The sequence below is a fragment of the Neisseria elongata subsp. elongata genome (assembly GCF_900113545.1).
Taxonomy (GTDB): domain Bacteria; phylum Pseudomonadota; class Gammaproteobacteria; order Burkholderiales; family Neisseriaceae; genus Neisseria; species Neisseria elongata.
The window spans coordinates 125447-141373 of sequence record NZ_FOPS01000003.1 but is presented as its reverse complement, the minus strand read 5'-3'; the positions used below and the strand labels follow the sequence as shown (position 1 = coordinate 141373).

The window sequence follows — 15927 nt, the reverse complement described above, 5'->3', positions numbered from 1 at the left end:
TGGCAAGAGATTTAATCATGTTGTTGGGTCGCGACCCAACCTACCCGCTTGATTTATTGTTTCAGACGGCCTTTTACCGAATCGTTTTGCTGTAAATATATTGCAGCCCCTTTGTGCCCATAAAGGTTCGCCCCGTATCGGCAAATCCGCAGCTTTGGTACAGGCCGATGGCGGCGCGGTTGGCGTGGTGTACGCCGAACACGATTTCGTCGCAGTCGGGCAATATGCTGCGGATGAGCGGCGCCAATTTATCGTCAGCCAGCGCCGCGCGGGCGCAGCCTTGACCCTGATATGCGGGGTTGACCGACATCGAGCGCAGCAATACGGCGCGGGGGTTGGTGCTGTAAGTAAGGCGGTCGCTGCCTTTATCAAGGATGAAAAATCCGATGGGGCGGTTTTGGCACAAAATGGTTACGGCCAAACAGTCGGGCGCGGCGAACCGGCCGTTTTGCAGCCGCTCTTGGGGCGAAACCGAGTATTGTGCTTGCTCTCCGTGCAGACGGTAGTCCAAATCGGCGGCGTGTGCGGGGTCGTACGGCACAAGGGTAACGGTTTGGGGCATGGCGTGTTTTCCTGTTTGGCGGGCACTTGGCTTGTTTTCAGGCTGCTTTGAGGCCGTCTGAAAGCAAGGTGTCGGATACAAGTATCCGACTTGCGGCTGTTGCAATAAAGGCAGCCTGAAAACCGCAAAAGCCGTTTTATAGTGGATTAACTTTAAACCAGTACGGCGTTGCCTTGCCGTACTATCTGTACTGTCTGCGGCTTCGTTGCCTTGTCCTGATTTTTGTTAATCCACTATATTTTACCGCCGTATTGTTTCAGACGGCCTTTTTGACATTTCTTCACAATCCCGTTATTCTGCCGCTTTACATGCCGAAGCATCAAACCAACCATGTCCCCACAGCCCATGCGCCGCGCCGTTTATGCCGGCAGTTTTGATCCGCCCACCAACGGCCATTTATGGATGATACGCGAGGCGCAAGCCCTGTTTGACGAGTTGATTGTCGCCATCGGCAGCAATCCCGACAAAAAATCCACCTACACGGTGGCCGAACGCCGCCGGATGCTGGAAGACATCACCGCATGCTTCCCCAATGTCCGCATCGATTCCTTTGAAAACCGTTTCCTGGTCGATTATGCCCACAGCGTCAAGGCGGGCTACATCGTGCGCGGCATCCGCAGCGCGTCGGACTACGAATACGAGCGCACCATCCGCTACATCAATTCCGATTTGCAGCCGGAAGTGTCCACCGTGCTGCTGATTCCGCCGCGCGAGTTTGCCGAAGTGTCGTCCACTTTGGTGAAAGGGCTGGTCGGGCCTGAGGGTTGGCGCGACATCATCCGCCGTTATGTGCCCGACGCGGTGTACGAAAAAATTTTGAAAGACCATAAAAACATCGGTTGAAACCGCCATGCCGCCTTTGTCGTACCGGGAGGCCGTCTGAAAACCCCCTGCGGCATTTTCAGACGGCCTCTTGTTTGAACGGGCGCGGAAAAAGGAGAAATCATACATGGACATACACACCCTGACCGAACTCGACCGCAGCCATATCTGGCATCCGTATTCCTCCACCGCCGATCCCGCGCCGGTTTATCCGGTCGAGCGGGCCGACGGGGTAACGATTACCCTGAAAGACGGCCGGCGGCTGCTTGACGGCATGTCGTCGTGGTGGGCGGCGGTGCACGGCTACAACCATCCGCGTCTGAACCGCGCCGCCGTCCTCCAGCTTGAAAAGATGAGCCATGTCATGTTCGGCGGTTTCACCCACGATGCGGCGGCAAAGCTGACGCAGACGCTGCTGGGTATCCTGCCTTCGGGTTTGGACACAGTGTTTTACGCCGACAGCGGTTCGGTGGCGGTGGAAGTGGCGATGAAGATGGCGGTGCAATACCAGCACGCGCGCGGAGAAACGCAGCGCAGCAAGTTTGCCGCGCTGCGGGCGGGCTATCACGGCGACACTTGGCACGCGATGTCGGTGTGCGACCCCGTTACCGGAATGCACAGCCTGTTTGCCGAGCGTCTGCCGGTGCAGTTTTTCCTGCCACAGCCTCCGGTTAAATTCGGCGAGCCGTGGCGCGAAGAGGCGGTTGCGCCGTTGGCGGATTTGCTGGACAAACACGGCGGAGAAATCGCCGCGCTGATTGTGGAACCTGTCGTGCAGGGGGCGGGCGGGATGTATTTTTACACGCCCGAATATCTGAAGCGGGCGCAGGCCTTGTGCCGCGAACACGGTGTGCTGTTGATTTTCGACGAAATCGCCACCGGTTTCGGGCGCACGGGTAAGCTGTTTGCCTGCGAACACGCAGACGTCGTGCCTGACATCATGTGTCTGGGCAAAGCCCTGACTGGCGGCTACCTCACGCTTTCCGCCGCGGTAACGCACAAAAATATCGCCGATACCGTCAGCAACGGCGCGGCGGGCTGCTTTATGCACGGGCCGACGTTTATGGCCAACCCGCTGGCCTGCGCCGTGGCCGACGAATCGGTCAGGCTGCTGCTGGAAGGCGGCTGGCGTGAAAATGTGGCGCGGATTGAGGCGCAACTGCGCGAAACCCTTGCGCCCGCGCGCGATATCGCGACGGTGAAAGAGGTGCGCGTGCTGGGCGCCATCGGCGTGGTCGAAATGCGGGAACCCGTAAACCTGCGCCGCCTCCAGCCCAAATTCGTCGAACGCGGCGTGTGGCTGCGCCCCTTCGGCAGGCTGGTGTACACCATGCCGCCGTTTATCATGCAGCCGCATGAGTTGGACAAACTTTCAGACGGCCTCATTGCCGCATTGAGGGAAGAATATGGCGGATAAACTGTTTTCAGATGGCCTCCAAACCCGCAAGCAGGGCAAAATCCTGTTTGTCGGCGGCATCGATACAGACATCGGCAAAACCGTCGCCACCGGCTGGTTGGCGGCCAAGCTGATGCGGCAGGGCTTTTCCGTCATTACCCAGAAAATCGTACAGACCGGCTGCACGGGCATCTCCGACGACATCCTTGTCCACCGCCGCCTGCAAAACCTGCCGCTGCTGCCGGAAGACACCGACGGCACCACCTGCCCCTACCTGTTCGGCTATCCCTGCTCGCCCCATCTGGCCGCGCGCATGGCGGGAGCGCGCATCGACCCCGCCGTTATCAACCGCGCCACCGCCACACTTGCCGAACGTTACGATTACGTCCTGCTCGAAGGCGCGGGCGGGCTGGCCGTGCCGCTGGACGACACCCTGACCACGCTCGATTTCATCCGCGCCCAAGCTTATCCCGCTGTGCTGGTTACATCGGGCAGGCTCGGCAGCATCAACCACACCCTGTTAAGCCTGGCGGCCTGCCGACAGCAGGGGATAGCCGTCGAAATGCTGATATACAACCGCTTCCCGCCGGCAGACCCGCTGATTGAACAGGAAACCGCCGAATACCTGCAACGCTACCTGCGGCAACATTTTCCGCAGACCGCGTTTGAATACATGGACGGACAAAAACCATGAATTATTGCGACTTTGCCAACAACCTGCCCGAAGACAGCGACAATCCGAACAAACAGTATCATGCGGAACAATACGGTTTCCCGATTGAAGACGACAACGGACTGTTTGAGCGGCTGGTGTTGGAAATCAATCAGGCGGGCCTGAGCTGGACCTTGATTTTGAAGAAGCGGCAGGCGTTTCAGACGGCCTATAAAGGCTTCGACATCGATACCGTCGCCGCTTTCGGTGATGCCGACCACGAACGGCTGCTTGCCGACGCAGGCATCGTCCGCAACCGTTTGAAAATCAACGCCGCCATTTACAACGCGCAACAAATCCGGCGGATACGGCAGGAATGCGGTTCGTTCAAAAACTGGCTCGATATGCACCATCCGCGCACCAAAGAAGAATGGGTGGCGCTGTTTAAAAAACACTTCAAATTCATGGGCGGCGAAATCGTCGGCGAATTTTTGATGAGCACCGGCTACCTGCCCGGCGCGCACACCGAAGACTGCAAGGTTTATCGGGAAGTTTTGAAACGCAGGCCGAAATGGATCGAGGCCGTCTGAAAAGTTTCAGACGGCCTTTTTGTTGTTAAAGCACCGGTTTTTTCAGACGGCCTTTATTCGACCGTAACCGATTTCGCCAGGTTGCGCGGTTTGTCCACGTCCGTGCCACGTGCGAGGGCGGCGTGGTAAGACAAGAGCTGCACGGGGATGGTGTGTACGATCGGCGAGAGTACGCCGACATGACGCGGGGCGCGGATGACGTGCACACCGTCGGTGGCGTTGAAATTGCTGTCCAAATCGGCGAAGACGAAGAGTTCGCCGCCGCGTGCGCCGACTTCCTGCATATTGGCTTTTACTTTGTCCAACAGGCTGTCGTTCGGGGCAATCACGACAACTGGCATGTTCTCGTCCACCAAAGCCAACGGGCCGTGTTTCAACTCACCCGCAGGATACGCTTCGGCGTGGATGTAGGTGATTTCTTTCAGCTTCAACGCGCCTTCGAGGGCAATCGGGAAGTGGATGCCGCGGCCTAAAAACAGTGCGCTGTTTTTCTTGGCGAATTTTTGCGCCCACGCGGCGATTTGCGGCTCAAGGTTGAGGGCGTGTTGGATGCTGCCGGGCAGTTGGCGCAGCTCTTCAACGTATTCATGCGCCCTTTCTGCAGAAACAAAGCCGCGCTGTTTGCCCAAGGTAACCGCTAAGCCGAAGAGGGCGACCAGTTGCGTGGTGAACGCTTTGGTGGAGGCGACGCCGATTTCTGCGCCGGCGCGGGTATACAGCACCAATTCGCTTTCGCGCGGTAGGGCGGATTCCATGACGTTGCAGATGGACAGGCTGTGTTTGTGTCCCAAAGACTGCGCGTATTTCAGGGCTTCCATCGTGTCCAAGGTTTCGCCGGATTGGGAAATGGTGATGACCAATTGTTTTGGATCGGCAATCACGTCGCGGTAGCGGTATTCGCTGGCAATTTCCACGTCGGTCGGGATTTTGGCGATGGATTCGAGCCAGTATTTGGCGGTCAGCGCGGCGTAGTAGGATGTGCCGCAGGCGAGGATTTTGATGCTGTGAATATCGTCGAACACTTCGCGTGCGTTCGCGCCGAAGTTTTCGGGTTCGAAGCCGCCGTCAAGGAACACTTCGGCGGTATCGGCGATGGCGCGCGGTTGTTCGTGGATTTCTTTTTGCATGAAGTGGCTGTACGGGCCCAACTCCAGCGAAGCGAGCGACAACTCGGATACTTTGATTTTGCGTTGGGTGTCGGCACCGGTTTTGTCGATCAGTTTTTCGATGCCGTTCGCGCTCAATACGGCGATGTCGCCGTCTTCCAAATAGGTGATGCGGCGGGTAAAGGCGATGACGGCGGATACGTCGGAGGCGATGAAGGTTTCTTGATCGCCCAATGCCACTAAGAGCGGGCAGCCCATGCGTGCGACCACCATTTCTTCGGGTTTGTCCTGCGCCATCACGGCGATGGCGTATGCGCCGTGGAAACGGGCGGTGGCTGCGCGGACGGCTTCAAACAGTTTGCCGCCGTTTTGGGTGTATTCGTGATTGACGCTGTGGGCGATGACTTCGGTGTCGGTTTGCGATTCGAAGGTGTAGCCTAAGGATTGGAGGCGTTCGCGTTCGGCTTCGAAGTTTTCGATGATGCCGTTGTGGACGACGGCAATCATGCCGCCGGAAATGTGGGGGTGGGCGTTGGGTTCGGTTACGCCGCCGTGGGTCGCCCAGCGGGTATGGCCGATGCCGATGTGTCCGAACACGCCTTTTTCGCGCGCGGCGTCTTCCATCAGCTGCACGCGGCCGACACGGCGCACGCGCTTGATTTTGCCGTCTGTGTTCACGGCGATACCCGACGAGTCGTAGCCCCGATATTCAAGGCGTTTGAGACCGTCGGTCAGAAAATCGACTACATTGTGATTGGCGCGGATGGCGCCGACGATACCGCACATATAAGTTCCTTAGTATCTAAAGATTAACGAAATGACTGCCGTTCCGGCTCCCGGAAGCGGCAGCGGTAAAAAGCCGTTTTACATCATCCGAACGGCGCGGATTTGGGTTTCAGACGGCCTCTTGATGGAAAGGCCGTCTGAAAAAAGAGTGGAATCGGCCGAACCTTATTTCTTATCGCCTTTTTCCGGACGCACCCAGCCTTCGATGACGGTTTGGCGGGCGCGGGCGAGGGCGAGTTTGTTGTCTTCGACGTTGCGGGTAATCGCGCTGCCTGCGCCTGTCGTGACTTTGTTGCCGAGGGTGACGGGGGCGACTAGGACGCAGTTGGAGCCGATGCGGACTTCGTCGCCGATGACGGTTTTGTATTTGTTCACGCCGTCGTAGTTGGCGATGATCGTGCCTGCGCCGAAGTTGGTTTTGCTACCGACTTCGGCGTCGCCGATGTAGGTGAGGTGGTTGGCTTTGGTACCTTTGCCGATGGCGGCGTTTTTGATTTCGACGAAGTTGCCGACGTGTACGTCGTCTGACAGGCGGGCTTGCGGACGCAGGCGGGCGTAGGGGCCGATTTGGTTGTTTTGTCCGACTTCGCAGTCTTCGAGGTGGGAGAAGGGGGCGATTTTGCTGTTTGCGCCGATTTTGGCATTTTTGATGACGCAGTTTGCGCCGATTTCGACGTTGTCGCCGATTTCGATGTCGCCTTCGAGGACGACGTTGACGTCAATTACGACGTCTTGTCCGTGTTTCAGACGACCCCTTAAGTCGAAGCGGGCGGGGTCGCGCAGGGTAACGCCTGCTTTGAGCAAGGCTTGCACCTGTTCGGTTTGGAAGATGCGTTCGAGTTCGGCGAGCTGGAGTTTGTTGTTTACGCCGGCGGCGAGGTGGGAGGCGCGCACTTGGACGGGATGGACTTTGATGCCGTCGGCAACGGCTTTGGCGATGAGGTCGGTCAGGTAGTATTCGCCTTGGGCATTGTTGCTGGAGAGGCTGTTCAGCCAGTTTTCGAGTTTGGCGTTGGGCAGGACGAGGATGCCCGTGTTGATTTCGCGGACGGCTTTTTGGGCAGCGTCGGCGTCTTTTTCTTCGACGATGGCGGTTACGCTGCCTTGGCTGTCGCGGATGATGCGGCCCAAGCCTGTCGGGTCGGCGGGGACGTCGGTCAACAGGCCGACTTCGCTGCCGGCGGCTTCGAGCAGGGTTTCGAGGGTGGCGGTGTCAATCAGGGGAACGTCGCCGTACAGCACCAGCGTGCGGCCTTCGGCGGCAAGGTGTGGCAGGGCGGTTTTGACGGCGTGGCCGGTGCCGAGCTGTTCGGTTTGTTCGACCCAGACGACGTCGCGTTTGACGGTGTCCAAAACTTGGTCTTTGCCGTGTCCGATGACGACGCAGATGTTTTGCGGATGGAGTGCGGCGGCGGTGTCGATAACGCGTTCGACCATGGGCTTGCCGCCGATGCGGTGCAGCACTTTGGGCATTTTGGAATACATGCGCGTGCCTTTGCCGGCGGCGAGGATGACGATGTTGAGGGGTGTTGTGGACATGGGGATTCTTTCGGCGGGGAAGGCGGTTTTAAAATGGAAAAAGGCCGTCTGAAAAGGCGTTTGGCGCGTGCCTTGCGTTTTCAGACGGCCTTCTGCTTATTTGGGCTGGATTTTTTCCCAATGCGTGCCGCGGACTTCTTGCTCTTCGGCGGAGCGGGCGGGCAGGATGGCATGTTGTTCGGGGCGGTATTGGTTGTTGCGCATGTTGCGGGAGTAAGTGCCGTCTTCGTAGCTGACGGCGGTGCCGGTCGGGTATTTTTGGCGCAGGGTGGTTTGGCCTTGGCTGTTTTTGTAGGTTTCCCAAGAGCAGCCGGTCAATACGGCCATGACGGTAAAGAGGGCGAAGTAGCGCATTTCGTTTTCCTTTCAGGTAAAACGTTATTTTAGCCGATTTGACGCAGACGGCATATACGGCACATTAAGGTGCGATAAGGCCGTCTGAAATTTTCAGACGGCCTTTATTGTCAGCCGGAAACGGTTTCGGCGGTGGCCGGAGCGGTTTCAACGGCGGGCGTTGCCGGTGCGGGCGTCGGTGTTGGTGCGGGTGCGGCTGAAACGGACGGTACGACCGGCGGCAGGGCGGGCAGCAGCGGTTCGGGATTGACCGCTTTGCCGTTAATTCGCACTTCGAAGTGGAGTTTGACGCGGTCGGCATCGCTGCTGCCCATGGTGGCGATGGTGTCGCCCGCCCGCACGGTCTGGCCTTTTTTGACCAGCAGTTTGTCGTTGTGGGCGTAGGCGGTCAGCGTGCCGGGGTTGTGGCTGATGAGGATTAGGTTGCCGTAACCGCGCACGCCGTTGCCTGCATACATAATTTTTCCGTCGGCCGCGGCTTTCACCGGGTCGCCCGGTTTGCCGTCGAAATCGATGCCTTTGTTGCGGCCGTCGTAGCGTGTCAGGACGGCGTTGTCCGACGGCAGGTTGAATTGCAGCCGTTTGTGCGGAACGGTCTGTTCGCCTGCGGTGCCCGCGCCGCCTTTGCCGCCGGCGTTTTGGCGCACGCGCAGCAGTTGGCCGACGGAGATTTTCGACGGGTCGGACAGGTTGTTCCATTTGGCCAGGACGGCGGGTGTTTGGTTGAAACGCATGGCGATGCGGTTCAGGGTGTCGCCGCTTTGGACGCGGTAGTAGCCGTCGGGCGTGCCGGAGGGATTGGAGGAGGCGCAGGCGGCCAGCAGTGAGACGGCGACGGCGCAGGAGAGGGTTTTGAGCGGGGTGAATAATGTTTTCATGGGGGTAAGGATAGCAAAAGCGGCGGGTGTCGTGAATCGGGAAAGCACGGTGCGGGCGGTGCGGCGTTTTCAGACGGCCTGACGGGCGGGGCGGGGAAAACGCGCTTTTGCCGACGGCGGCGGGATGCGCGCCGTTCGGGCTGTGCGGGCCGTGCGGTACGGCTTTACTTTTTTTTACCCCGAAACGGGTGCCCCGCCGCGTTGAAATTGCGGGCGGCAGGCTGTATTTTGCCGTCTCGCGCAGGATGGATTGCGGTTACGGTTGTAGAGGAAAGGATACGGTTATGCGTTATTTCGGTTTCGGTTTGTTGGGCTTTGGCGTGTTGGAGGTGATGTCCGTCTTTTGGATGGTCGGGAGGATAGGCGGCGGCATGACTTTCGTGCTGATGGTGCTCAGCGCGATGGCCGGTGTGTTTATGCTGCGCCGCATGGGTTTGTCGGGCGTCCTGCTTGCGGCTTCGGCGGCACGCGGCGGCGGGAAGGTGTCGGCCTATCAGATGCTGTGGCCGGTGCGTTATGCCGTGGCCGGGCTTTTGCTGCTCAGTCCCGGCTTTGTGTCCACGGCGGCGGCCGTTTTGCTAATGCTGCCGTTTAAGGGCGGACGGGCGGCGGAGATGGCGCAGGAACATATGTCGTTTACGGCCTATTCTTCCGGCGTGCGCGGCGGCCGCAGCCGTGACGGCGATGATGTCATCGAGGGCGAATACAGTACGGTGGACGGCAACGGAAGGCCGTCTGAAAAACTATTGCCGGAAGACAAACCTCCGCGTTAGACAGATATATTAAGGCCGTCTGAAAATAATCCGCCGCACTTGTTTGAGCGGCAATAATTTTCAGACGGCCTCTTTAATTTTCAGACGGCCGCCCCTATTTGGCGCGGCATTCGTTTATTTATTCAGACAAGAACACTACCATGAGCGATCAAGATTTTTACACCACATTGGGCGTGTCCAGAACTGCGAGTGAGGACGAAATCAAAAAAGCCTACCGCAAGCTGGCCATGAAATACCATCCCGACCGCAATCAGGGCAATAAGGAAGCCGAGGAAAAATTTAAAGAGGTTCAGAAGGCCTACGACACCCTGTCCGACAAACAAAAACGGGCGATGTACGACCAATACGGCCATGCCGCGTTCGAACAGGGCGCAGGTGCGGGCGCGGGCGGCTTCGGCGGCGCGCAGGGTTTCGATTTCAGCGATATTTTCAGCCAGATGTTCGGCGGCGGGGGCGGTGCGCGGCAGCAGAATTACCAAGGTGCCGATTTGCAGTATTCGGTGGAAATCAGCCTTGAGGAAGCCGCCAAGGGCGTGAAGAAACGCCTGACCATCCCGACTTACGAAGAATGCGACGTGTGCCACGGCAGCGGTGCCAAGCCCGGTACCTCCGCCACCACCTGTTCCACCTGCCGGGGTTCGGGTACGGTACACATCCGCCAGGCGATTTTTCAAATGCAGCAAACCTGTCACGTCTGTCACGGTTCGGGCAAGGAAATCAAAGACCCGTGCCTGAAATGCCGCGGCGAGGGCAGGGTGAAGGCCGGCAAAACGGTGGAAGTGGATATTCCGGCCGGTATCGACGACGGCCAGCGCATCCGTCTGAGCGGCGAGGGCGAACCCGGCCGCAACGGCGCGCCGGCGGGCGATTTGTATATTTCCGTGCATGTGAAGGCGCACAAAATTTTCGAGCGCAACGGCCTCGACCTGCATTGCGAACTGCCGATCAGCTTTACCGTCGCGGCATTGGGCGGCGAAGTGGAAGTGCCGACTTTGGACGGGAAGGTAAAACTGAATATCCCGAAAGAAACCCAAACCGGCCGCCGCATGCGCGTGAAAGGCAAAGGCATCAAATCGCTGCGCTCCAGCGCGACCGGCGATTTATACTGCCACGTCCTGGTGGAAACGCCGGTCAATCTGACCGACCGCCAGAAAGAGCTGTTGGAAGAATTTGAAAAAATCTCCACCGGCATGGAACGCAGTCAAACACCGCGCAAAAAATCCTTCTGGGACAAAGTGGGCGACCTCTTCGACTGACCCGTCCGGCCAAACGGCAGGAAAGGCCGTCTGAAAACCGTATTGCCGTTTTCAGACGGCCTTTTGCCCGTATGGGCCGAACCGCCGCAAAGCCGTAACACCCAAACATGGCGGTTTTTCGGCGATACCGTTATATTCGCGTTTTCACATTAAAAGGCGACCGCAGTGTCCGCACCCTTCAAACCTTTTTCAGACGGCCTCAAGCTGCTTTATCAGGCAGGATTCCTGCATCCGCGCAACATGAGCGCGCTCGCCTTCGGTATGCTGCGGCACGGCTTCAACCTCCAAGCCCTGCTTTATCAGGCCGCCCGGCTGCATCCTTTTCAGACGGCCGTCTGCGGCAACGACAGCCGTACGGACTGGCAAACCCTGTATCTCGACAGCCGCCGTTACGCCTCCGTATTGTCCGAATACCCCGCTTGGCGGCAACGGCGGAAAACGGCCGTCCTCTGCCGCAACACGCCCGAATCCGTTGCCGTCTTGAGTGCGCTGTCGGCGGGCGGAATGCCCGTACTCCTGTTCAATGCCGACATGAGCACCGAACAGCTGCACACACTGCTTCGGCAATACGATCCCGGCCTGCTGCTGACCGACGACGGCCTGTCCGCCAAAGTCGGCGGCCTGCCGTTTGATACCGTATCGTTCGGCGAACTGGCCGCCGCCGCGCAACGCATTGAAACGCCGAAGCCGCTTCCTCGGCGCACCGCAGGCGAAATGCTGGTGCTGACGGGCGGTACGGGCGGCAACAGCCGCATCGTCCGGCGGAAAACCAGCGCGCGCATCAGCGTCCTGCCGATGCTGGTGTTGCTGAAAACGCTGCGGCTCCACGAAAGGCACAACGTTTACATCGGCCCGCCGTTCTATCACGGCTACGGCATCGCCGCGCTGTATTTCAGCCTTGCCCTGCGCCGCACCATGCTGCTGACCGAACGTTTTGACGCCCGCCGTGCAGCCGAACTGATAACGCGCGAACAGGCGGAAATAGCCGTACTTGTGCCGACCATGCTTTATCGGCTGCTGGATACCATGCCGCAAAAAGGCCGTCTGAAAACCGTCCTGACCGGCAGCGCGATGCTTTCGGCCGAAGCCGCGCGCCGCACGCTCGGGCAATGGGGGAACGTGCTGTACAACCTGTTCGGCACTACGGAAACAGGCTTCGCCCTGATGGCCGCGCCGGAACAGCTGGCGGCCAAACCCGACAGCATCGGCCGGCCGTTTCCCGGCGTTACCGTCGAAATCCGCCGCGCCGACGGCAGCCTCTGCGGTATCGGCGAAACCGGCAGCCTGTGGCTGAAAACGGGCTGGTCGGCGCAAAGCCGCAACCACGATGTCTGCACCGGCGACCTGGCGAAAACCGATGCCGACGGCGACATCTTCCTGCAAGGGCGTGCGGATGATATGGCCGTTTGCGGCGGGGAAAACGTCTATCCGCAAGATGTCTGCCGCATGACCGAACAACATCCGAAAGTCAGGCAGGCGGCTGTGTTGGTTATCGAACACGCCGAATACGGGCAGGCGCTGGCACTGTTTGCCGAAGCCGAAAAAGGACTGGACACGGCAGCATTGCGCCTATGGCTGGCCGGACGGCTGGCGCGCTACCAAATGCCGCAACGCATCGGCATCACCCGCGAACTGCCGATTAGCGAAGCGGGAAAAATCGACCGCTGCCAATTGAACGAATGGCTGTCGGCACATTGCGAACGCGACTTCCTGCTGTGAGAATGCCGTCCGCGGTTTCCTGAACCGCATTTGCCTGCCAAGCTTTGAACCCCCGTTTTCAGACGGCCTCATACCGTTGCCGTCATCACATACCGTCCGCCGACGCGGTTATAATCTGCCCAAACACACAAATCTTCCCCATCATGCGCCAAACCGTCTTTATCGCCGACCTCCACCTCTCCGACGACACGCCCGACCTGAACCGCTTGTTCTTACAGGCCTTGAAAGGCTGGCGGGGCAAAGTGGATGCTCTGTATATCCTCGGCGACCTGTTCGAAGTCTGGCTGGGGGACGACATGCCCGACCATGCCGCCGTACAGGTTGCCGAAGCCCTGCGCGATTTTTCCGCCCATGCACCCGTTTACTTCATCTGCGGCAACCGCGACTTCCTGCTTGGCGCGCATTATGCCGCCGCCGCAGGCATGACCCTTCTGCCCGAAGTCCGGACGCTGAATCTGTACGGCCGGCATTACCTCATTTCCCACGGCGACGAAATGTGCACCGAAGATGCCGCCTACCAACGTTTCCGCCGCATCATCCGCCTGCCGTGGCTGAAAAAAATCCTGCTTGCCCTGCCGCAAAAATGGCGCCGCAAAATCGCCGCCGATATGCGCGCCGCCAGCAAACGGCGCAAACGCGAAATCGGCCTGAGCCCGATTTCCGACGTTTCCGAATACGGCGTTCAGACGGCCTTAAAGCAATACCCGCAAACGGAAATCCTCATCCACGGCCACACACACCGCCCCGCCGTCCACAGCCACACCTTCGGCGGCCGGACCATCAGCCGCTACGTTTTGCCCGACTGGCACGGGAAAGAGGGCGGATATTTGTCTGTTTCCGAACGGGGCTGCACCCTGCACGGCCTGCCGGCGGAAAAATAAGCAGAAACCGGAAAGGCATTGGGTAAAAAGCCACAGATTCGGCGGCATGATGGGAAAACGGATAAGCAGAACAAAAGCCTGCTTGATAGGGAAGGCGGGTTTGTGGTATAAACCGCGTTTTACTTTTTCAGAAGTTTGGAGTTAAACCATGGCACGAGTTTGTAAAGTGACCGGAAAACGCCCGATGAGTGGCAATAACGTGTCGCACGCCAATAATAAAACCAAACGTCGTTTTTTGCCTAACTTGCAAACACGCCGTTTTTGGGTTGAGAGTGAAAACCGCTGGGTTCGCCTGCGCGTATCCAATGCCGCATTGCGCACCATCGACAAATTGGGCATCGATGTCGTTTTGGCCGATTTGCGTGCACGCGGCGAAGCCTGATTTGAAACAGCCGATTTAAGGAATTACTGCAATGCGCGATAAAATCAAACTGGAGTCGAGTGCGGGTACTGGTCATTTCTACACCACTACCAAAAACAAACGCACTATGCCTGGCAAACTGGAAATCAAAAAATTTGATCCGGTTGCCCGCAAACACGTTATCTATAAAGAAACCAAATTGAAATAATCAGGTTTCGAAAGTAGCCGCACAGTATTGCGAATCATTGATTGGCAATACGGTGCGGTTTTTGTATGGTGAGGCCGTCTGAAAATCGATAATCCGTTTTCAGACGGCCTCATCTTTGTCTGGAAACTGCTGCCGTCTATAGTGAGTAGAGGGTGTTTGTAGAATAGATTTGATACAAAGCAGTATAAGGGACGTTGTAATTTTGCGGCGGCAACGATTCTATCCGCATCGCCCCGGTTATTCGACCGTTAAGCAAAGTATAGATTTTTAAAGAGAATATTGTAGTTAGATTTTAAGAAGAAAGTTCATCCTACTTATTAAGTATGAATGTTTTTTTGAATTGGTTTATGTACAATGCCGCCTCTTTTCCCCTGTTTTAAAATTATTATAAGGAAATATGTATGAAAATCAGCGCAAGAAATCAATTGAAAGGTAAAGTCGTTTCAATCGAAACCGGTTCTGTAAACGCCATCATTCACCTTGATATCGGTGGTGGCAATGTGATTTCTTCAACCATCTCCATTGAGTCCGTTAAAGAATTGGATTTGGCTGTAGGCAAAGAAGCTTACGCAATCATTAAAGCCACTTCCGTTATGGTTGGCGTAGAATAATTCGTTCTTCTTTGAAAAAAACAACCGCGCTTGGAGAAGTGCGGTTGTTTTTTATGTGTGTGTCGGTCTCAATGAAAGATATGCCGAAAGATAATCTTCACTTCGTATTGAATCAATTGTTTTCAGCTTTGTGGTGCGTGCGCAGTGAAGTGATGCCTGCGTCGGCGGAAGAGAAGGTACAGTCCGAATCAACATAAATTACGGGATACCTCATCGCGGCAGTCAAAGCAAAGCGCGGCCATCAGCGGTTGGCCGCATACAGGGCGGGCAAGCCTTCCGCACAAAAGCTTGGATTGCGAAGTGGCAGATAAAGTGCCCTTGTCCGGGTTGTTAAGTTGTTTTGGGTTGTGTTTAAAATTGGCATGAAACAGCCTCAAACCTGCCGAACTCTTCCAGCAGAATCCGCAAAACCGTCCCCGTCGTTGCCGATTGTACGCGATAGGGCGTTACCGCATATACGTCTATTTCGGGCAGCCGCCAGTCGGGCAGTACGGCTTTCAGACGGCCTGAGGCCAAGTCGGCTGCGACGTCGCCATCGAGGAAAATTGCCACGCCCAATCCTGCTTTGACCAGTTCGGTCAATGCGCCCAGCTGGCTGCAATGCAGGCCCTGCCCGATATGCAGTGTGAAAAAATCCGTGCCGCGATGCATGGGCAGGTTGGCCGGTGCGTAATACAGCCAGTCCAGCGTGGCCAAATCCTGCGGCTTTTCAACAGTGTGTGCCGCCAAATAGGCGGGAGACGCGCAAATCCGCCATTGTTGGCGGGTAAGGAAACGGGCGACCAGATTTTCATCGTCCAAAGCATGTTCTCCGCCGCGCAGGGCGATGTCCACCGTATCGCGCTGTAAATCCAGCAGCGAATCGCCGAATAAAAGCAGCGGCCTGATGGCGGGATGTTCTGCCTTCAAATGCCGCAGGCTGTTATGCAGTGCGGGATGGGCGGCGATGCCGGAGGGCAAGGCGATTTTGATTTCACCGCCGATTTCGGTTTTCACATTTTCCAGCATGGCAAACGCATCGTCCGCACAGGCCAGCAGGCGGGTGCAGGAAGCGGCCAGCGCGCGCCCCGCCTCGGTGGGGGCCATCCTCCGTGTGCTGCGGTTAAGCAGTTTTACACCGTATTGACGTTCCAGCCGCCCGACATGTTGGCTGACGGCAGACGGGGTTATGCCCAGCGCGGCAGCGGCGGCGTTCATGCTGCCGTGTTCGAGGACGGCGGCGAAAACGAGCAGGGGTTTGATGTCTTGCATTCTTCCTTCCATGATGAGGCCGTCTGAAAGTTTGATTTTAACGAAGTCCAAACGCTTTCAGACGGCCTTCTATTTTGATTATTTAGTTTAACTTCACAATAATAACAGCTAAACGGGGATTGTCAAGCGTTTCAGACGGCCTTACAATGCGCTCATCTAATTAATCTCATCCCAACAAGGAG

The 15927-nt window shown here is 57.4% G+C and carries 17 protein-coding genes; 11 read left to right on the top strand and 6 right to left on the bottom strand.

Annotation, left to right across the window (positions count from 1 at the left end):
* Nucleotides 1-73: 73 nt before the first annotated feature.
* On the bottom strand, nucleotides 74-562 hold the full coding sequence (locus BM261_RS04275) for a GNAT family N-acetyltransferase (protein ID WP_049254725.1): 489 nt from the start codon (nucleotides 560-562) through the stop codon (nucleotides 74-76).
* A 330-nt stretch (nucleotides 563-892) separates the two neighbouring features.
* Between BM261_RS04275 and coaD the strand changes: the two genes are divergently transcribed.
* From coaD to BM261_RS04250, 4 genes are all read left to right on the top strand, one after another.
* Entirely contained in the window at nucleotides 893-1405 is a 513-nt protein-coding gene (gene coaD / locus BM261_RS04265) for a pantetheine-phosphate adenylyltransferase (RefSeq protein WP_074895464.1), read from the top strand.
* Between the two features lie 106 nt (nucleotides 1406-1511).
* The gene (bioA, locus tag BM261_RS04260) at nucleotides 1512-2801 is read left to right on the top strand and encodes an adenosylmethionine--8-amino-7-oxononanoate transaminase (RefSeq protein WP_074895462.1); all 1290 of its coding nucleotides are present in this window, start codon (nucleotides 1512-1514) and stop codon (nucleotides 2799-2801) included.
* Entirely contained in the window at nucleotides 2791-3474 is a 684-nt protein-coding gene (gene bioD, locus BM261_RS04255) for a dethiobiotin synthase (protein ID WP_074895460.1), read from the top strand. Before bioA ends, bioD begins: the two co-directional genes overlap by 11 nt.
* Nucleotides 3471-4022, top strand: a complete 552-nt coding sequence (locus BM261_RS04250; protein ID WP_074895457.1) for a DNA-3-methyladenine glycosylase I — start codon at nucleotides 3471-3473, stop codon at nucleotides 4020-4022. Before bioD ends, BM261_RS04250 begins: the two co-directional genes overlap by 4 nt.
* A gap of 53 nt (nucleotides 4023-4075) precedes the next feature.
* On the opposite strand, the gene glmS is transcribed toward BM261_RS04250, so the two are convergent.
* From glmS to BM261_RS04230, 4 genes are all read right to left on the bottom strand, one after another.
* Nucleotides 4076-5914, bottom strand: coding sequence for a glutamine--fructose-6-phosphate transaminase (isomerizing) (gene glmS, locus BM261_RS04245; RefSeq protein WP_074895455.1), 1839 nt, complete (start codon nucleotides 5912-5914; stop codon nucleotides 4076-4078).
* Nucleotides 5915-6079: 165 nt separating this feature from the next.
* On the bottom strand, nucleotides 6080-7453 hold the full coding sequence (gene glmU / locus BM261_RS04240; RefSeq protein WP_074895454.1) for a bifunctional UDP-N-acetylglucosamine diphosphorylase/glucosamine-1-phosphate N-acetyltransferase GlmU: 1374 nt from the start codon (nucleotides 7451-7453) through the stop codon (nucleotides 6080-6082).
* A gap of 96 nt (nucleotides 7454-7549) precedes the next feature.
* Nucleotides 7550-7807: a hypothetical protein gene (locus tag BM261_RS04235; RefSeq protein ID WP_049248746.1), complete on the bottom strand. Its 258-nt coding sequence runs from the start codon at nucleotides 7805-7807 to the stop codon at nucleotides 7550-7552.
* 110 nt (nucleotides 7808-7917) lie between these two features.
* Nucleotides 7918-8733, bottom strand: a complete 816-nt coding sequence (locus BM261_RS04230; RefSeq protein WP_143095749.1) for a LysM peptidoglycan-binding domain-containing M23 family metallopeptidase — start codon at nucleotides 8731-8733, stop codon at nucleotides 7918-7920.
* A 236-nt stretch (nucleotides 8734-8969) separates the two neighbouring features.
* On the opposite strand from BM261_RS04230, the gene BM261_RS04225 reads away from it, so the two are divergent.
* The 7 genes from BM261_RS04225 (at nucleotide 8970) to BM261_RS04195 (ending at nucleotide 14494) form a co-directional block, all read left to right on the top strand.
* A complete protein-coding gene (locus BM261_RS04225; protein ID WP_074895452.1) occupies nucleotides 8970-9458 on the top strand; it encodes an FxsA family protein in 489 nt (162 codons plus the stop codon).
* A 140-nt stretch (nucleotides 9459-9598) separates the two neighbouring features.
* Nucleotides 9599-10714 carry a molecular chaperone DnaJ gene (dnaJ, locus tag BM261_RS04220; protein ID WP_074895449.1) on the top strand — a complete coding sequence of 372 codons (1116 nt, stop codon included), beginning with the start codon at nucleotides 9599-9601 and terminating at the stop codon, nucleotides 10712-10714.
* A gap of 165 nt (nucleotides 10715-10879) precedes the next feature.
* The gene (locus BM261_RS04215; RefSeq protein WP_074895447.1) at nucleotides 10880-12433 is read left to right on the top strand and encodes a class I adenylate-forming enzyme family protein; all 1554 of its coding nucleotides are present in this window, start codon (nucleotides 10880-10882) and stop codon (nucleotides 12431-12433) included.
* Nucleotides 12434-12576: 143 nt separating this feature from the next.
* On the top strand, nucleotides 12577-13314 hold the full coding sequence (locus BM261_RS04210; protein WP_172459037.1) for a UDP-2,3-diacylglucosamine diphosphatase: 738 nt from the start codon (nucleotides 12577-12579) through the stop codon (nucleotides 13312-13314).
* Between the two features lie 148 nt (nucleotides 13315-13462).
* Entirely contained in the window at nucleotides 13463-13696 is a 234-nt protein-coding gene (gene rpmB, locus BM261_RS04205) for a 50S ribosomal protein L28 (RefSeq protein WP_040665570.1), read from the top strand.
* Nucleotides 13697-13727: 31 nt separating this feature from the next.
* Nucleotides 13728-13883: a 50S ribosomal protein L33 gene (gene rpmG, locus BM261_RS04200; RefSeq protein WP_003684373.1), complete on the top strand. Its 156-nt coding sequence runs from the start codon at nucleotides 13728-13730 to the stop codon at nucleotides 13881-13883.
* Between the two features lie 401 nt (nucleotides 13884-14284).
* Entirely contained in the window at nucleotides 14285-14494 is a 210-nt protein-coding gene (locus tag BM261_RS04195) for a TOBE domain-containing protein (RefSeq protein ID WP_003769892.1), read from the top strand.
* 351 nt (nucleotides 14495-14845) lie between these two features.
* Here the strand turns inward: BM261_RS04195 and BM261_RS04190 are convergent, their stop codons facing one another.
* Nucleotides 14846-15745: a LysR family transcriptional regulator gene (locus BM261_RS04190; RefSeq protein WP_074895691.1), complete on the bottom strand. Its 900-nt coding sequence runs from the start codon at nucleotides 15743-15745 to the stop codon at nucleotides 14846-14848.
* Nucleotides 15746-15927 lie beyond the last annotated feature (182 nt).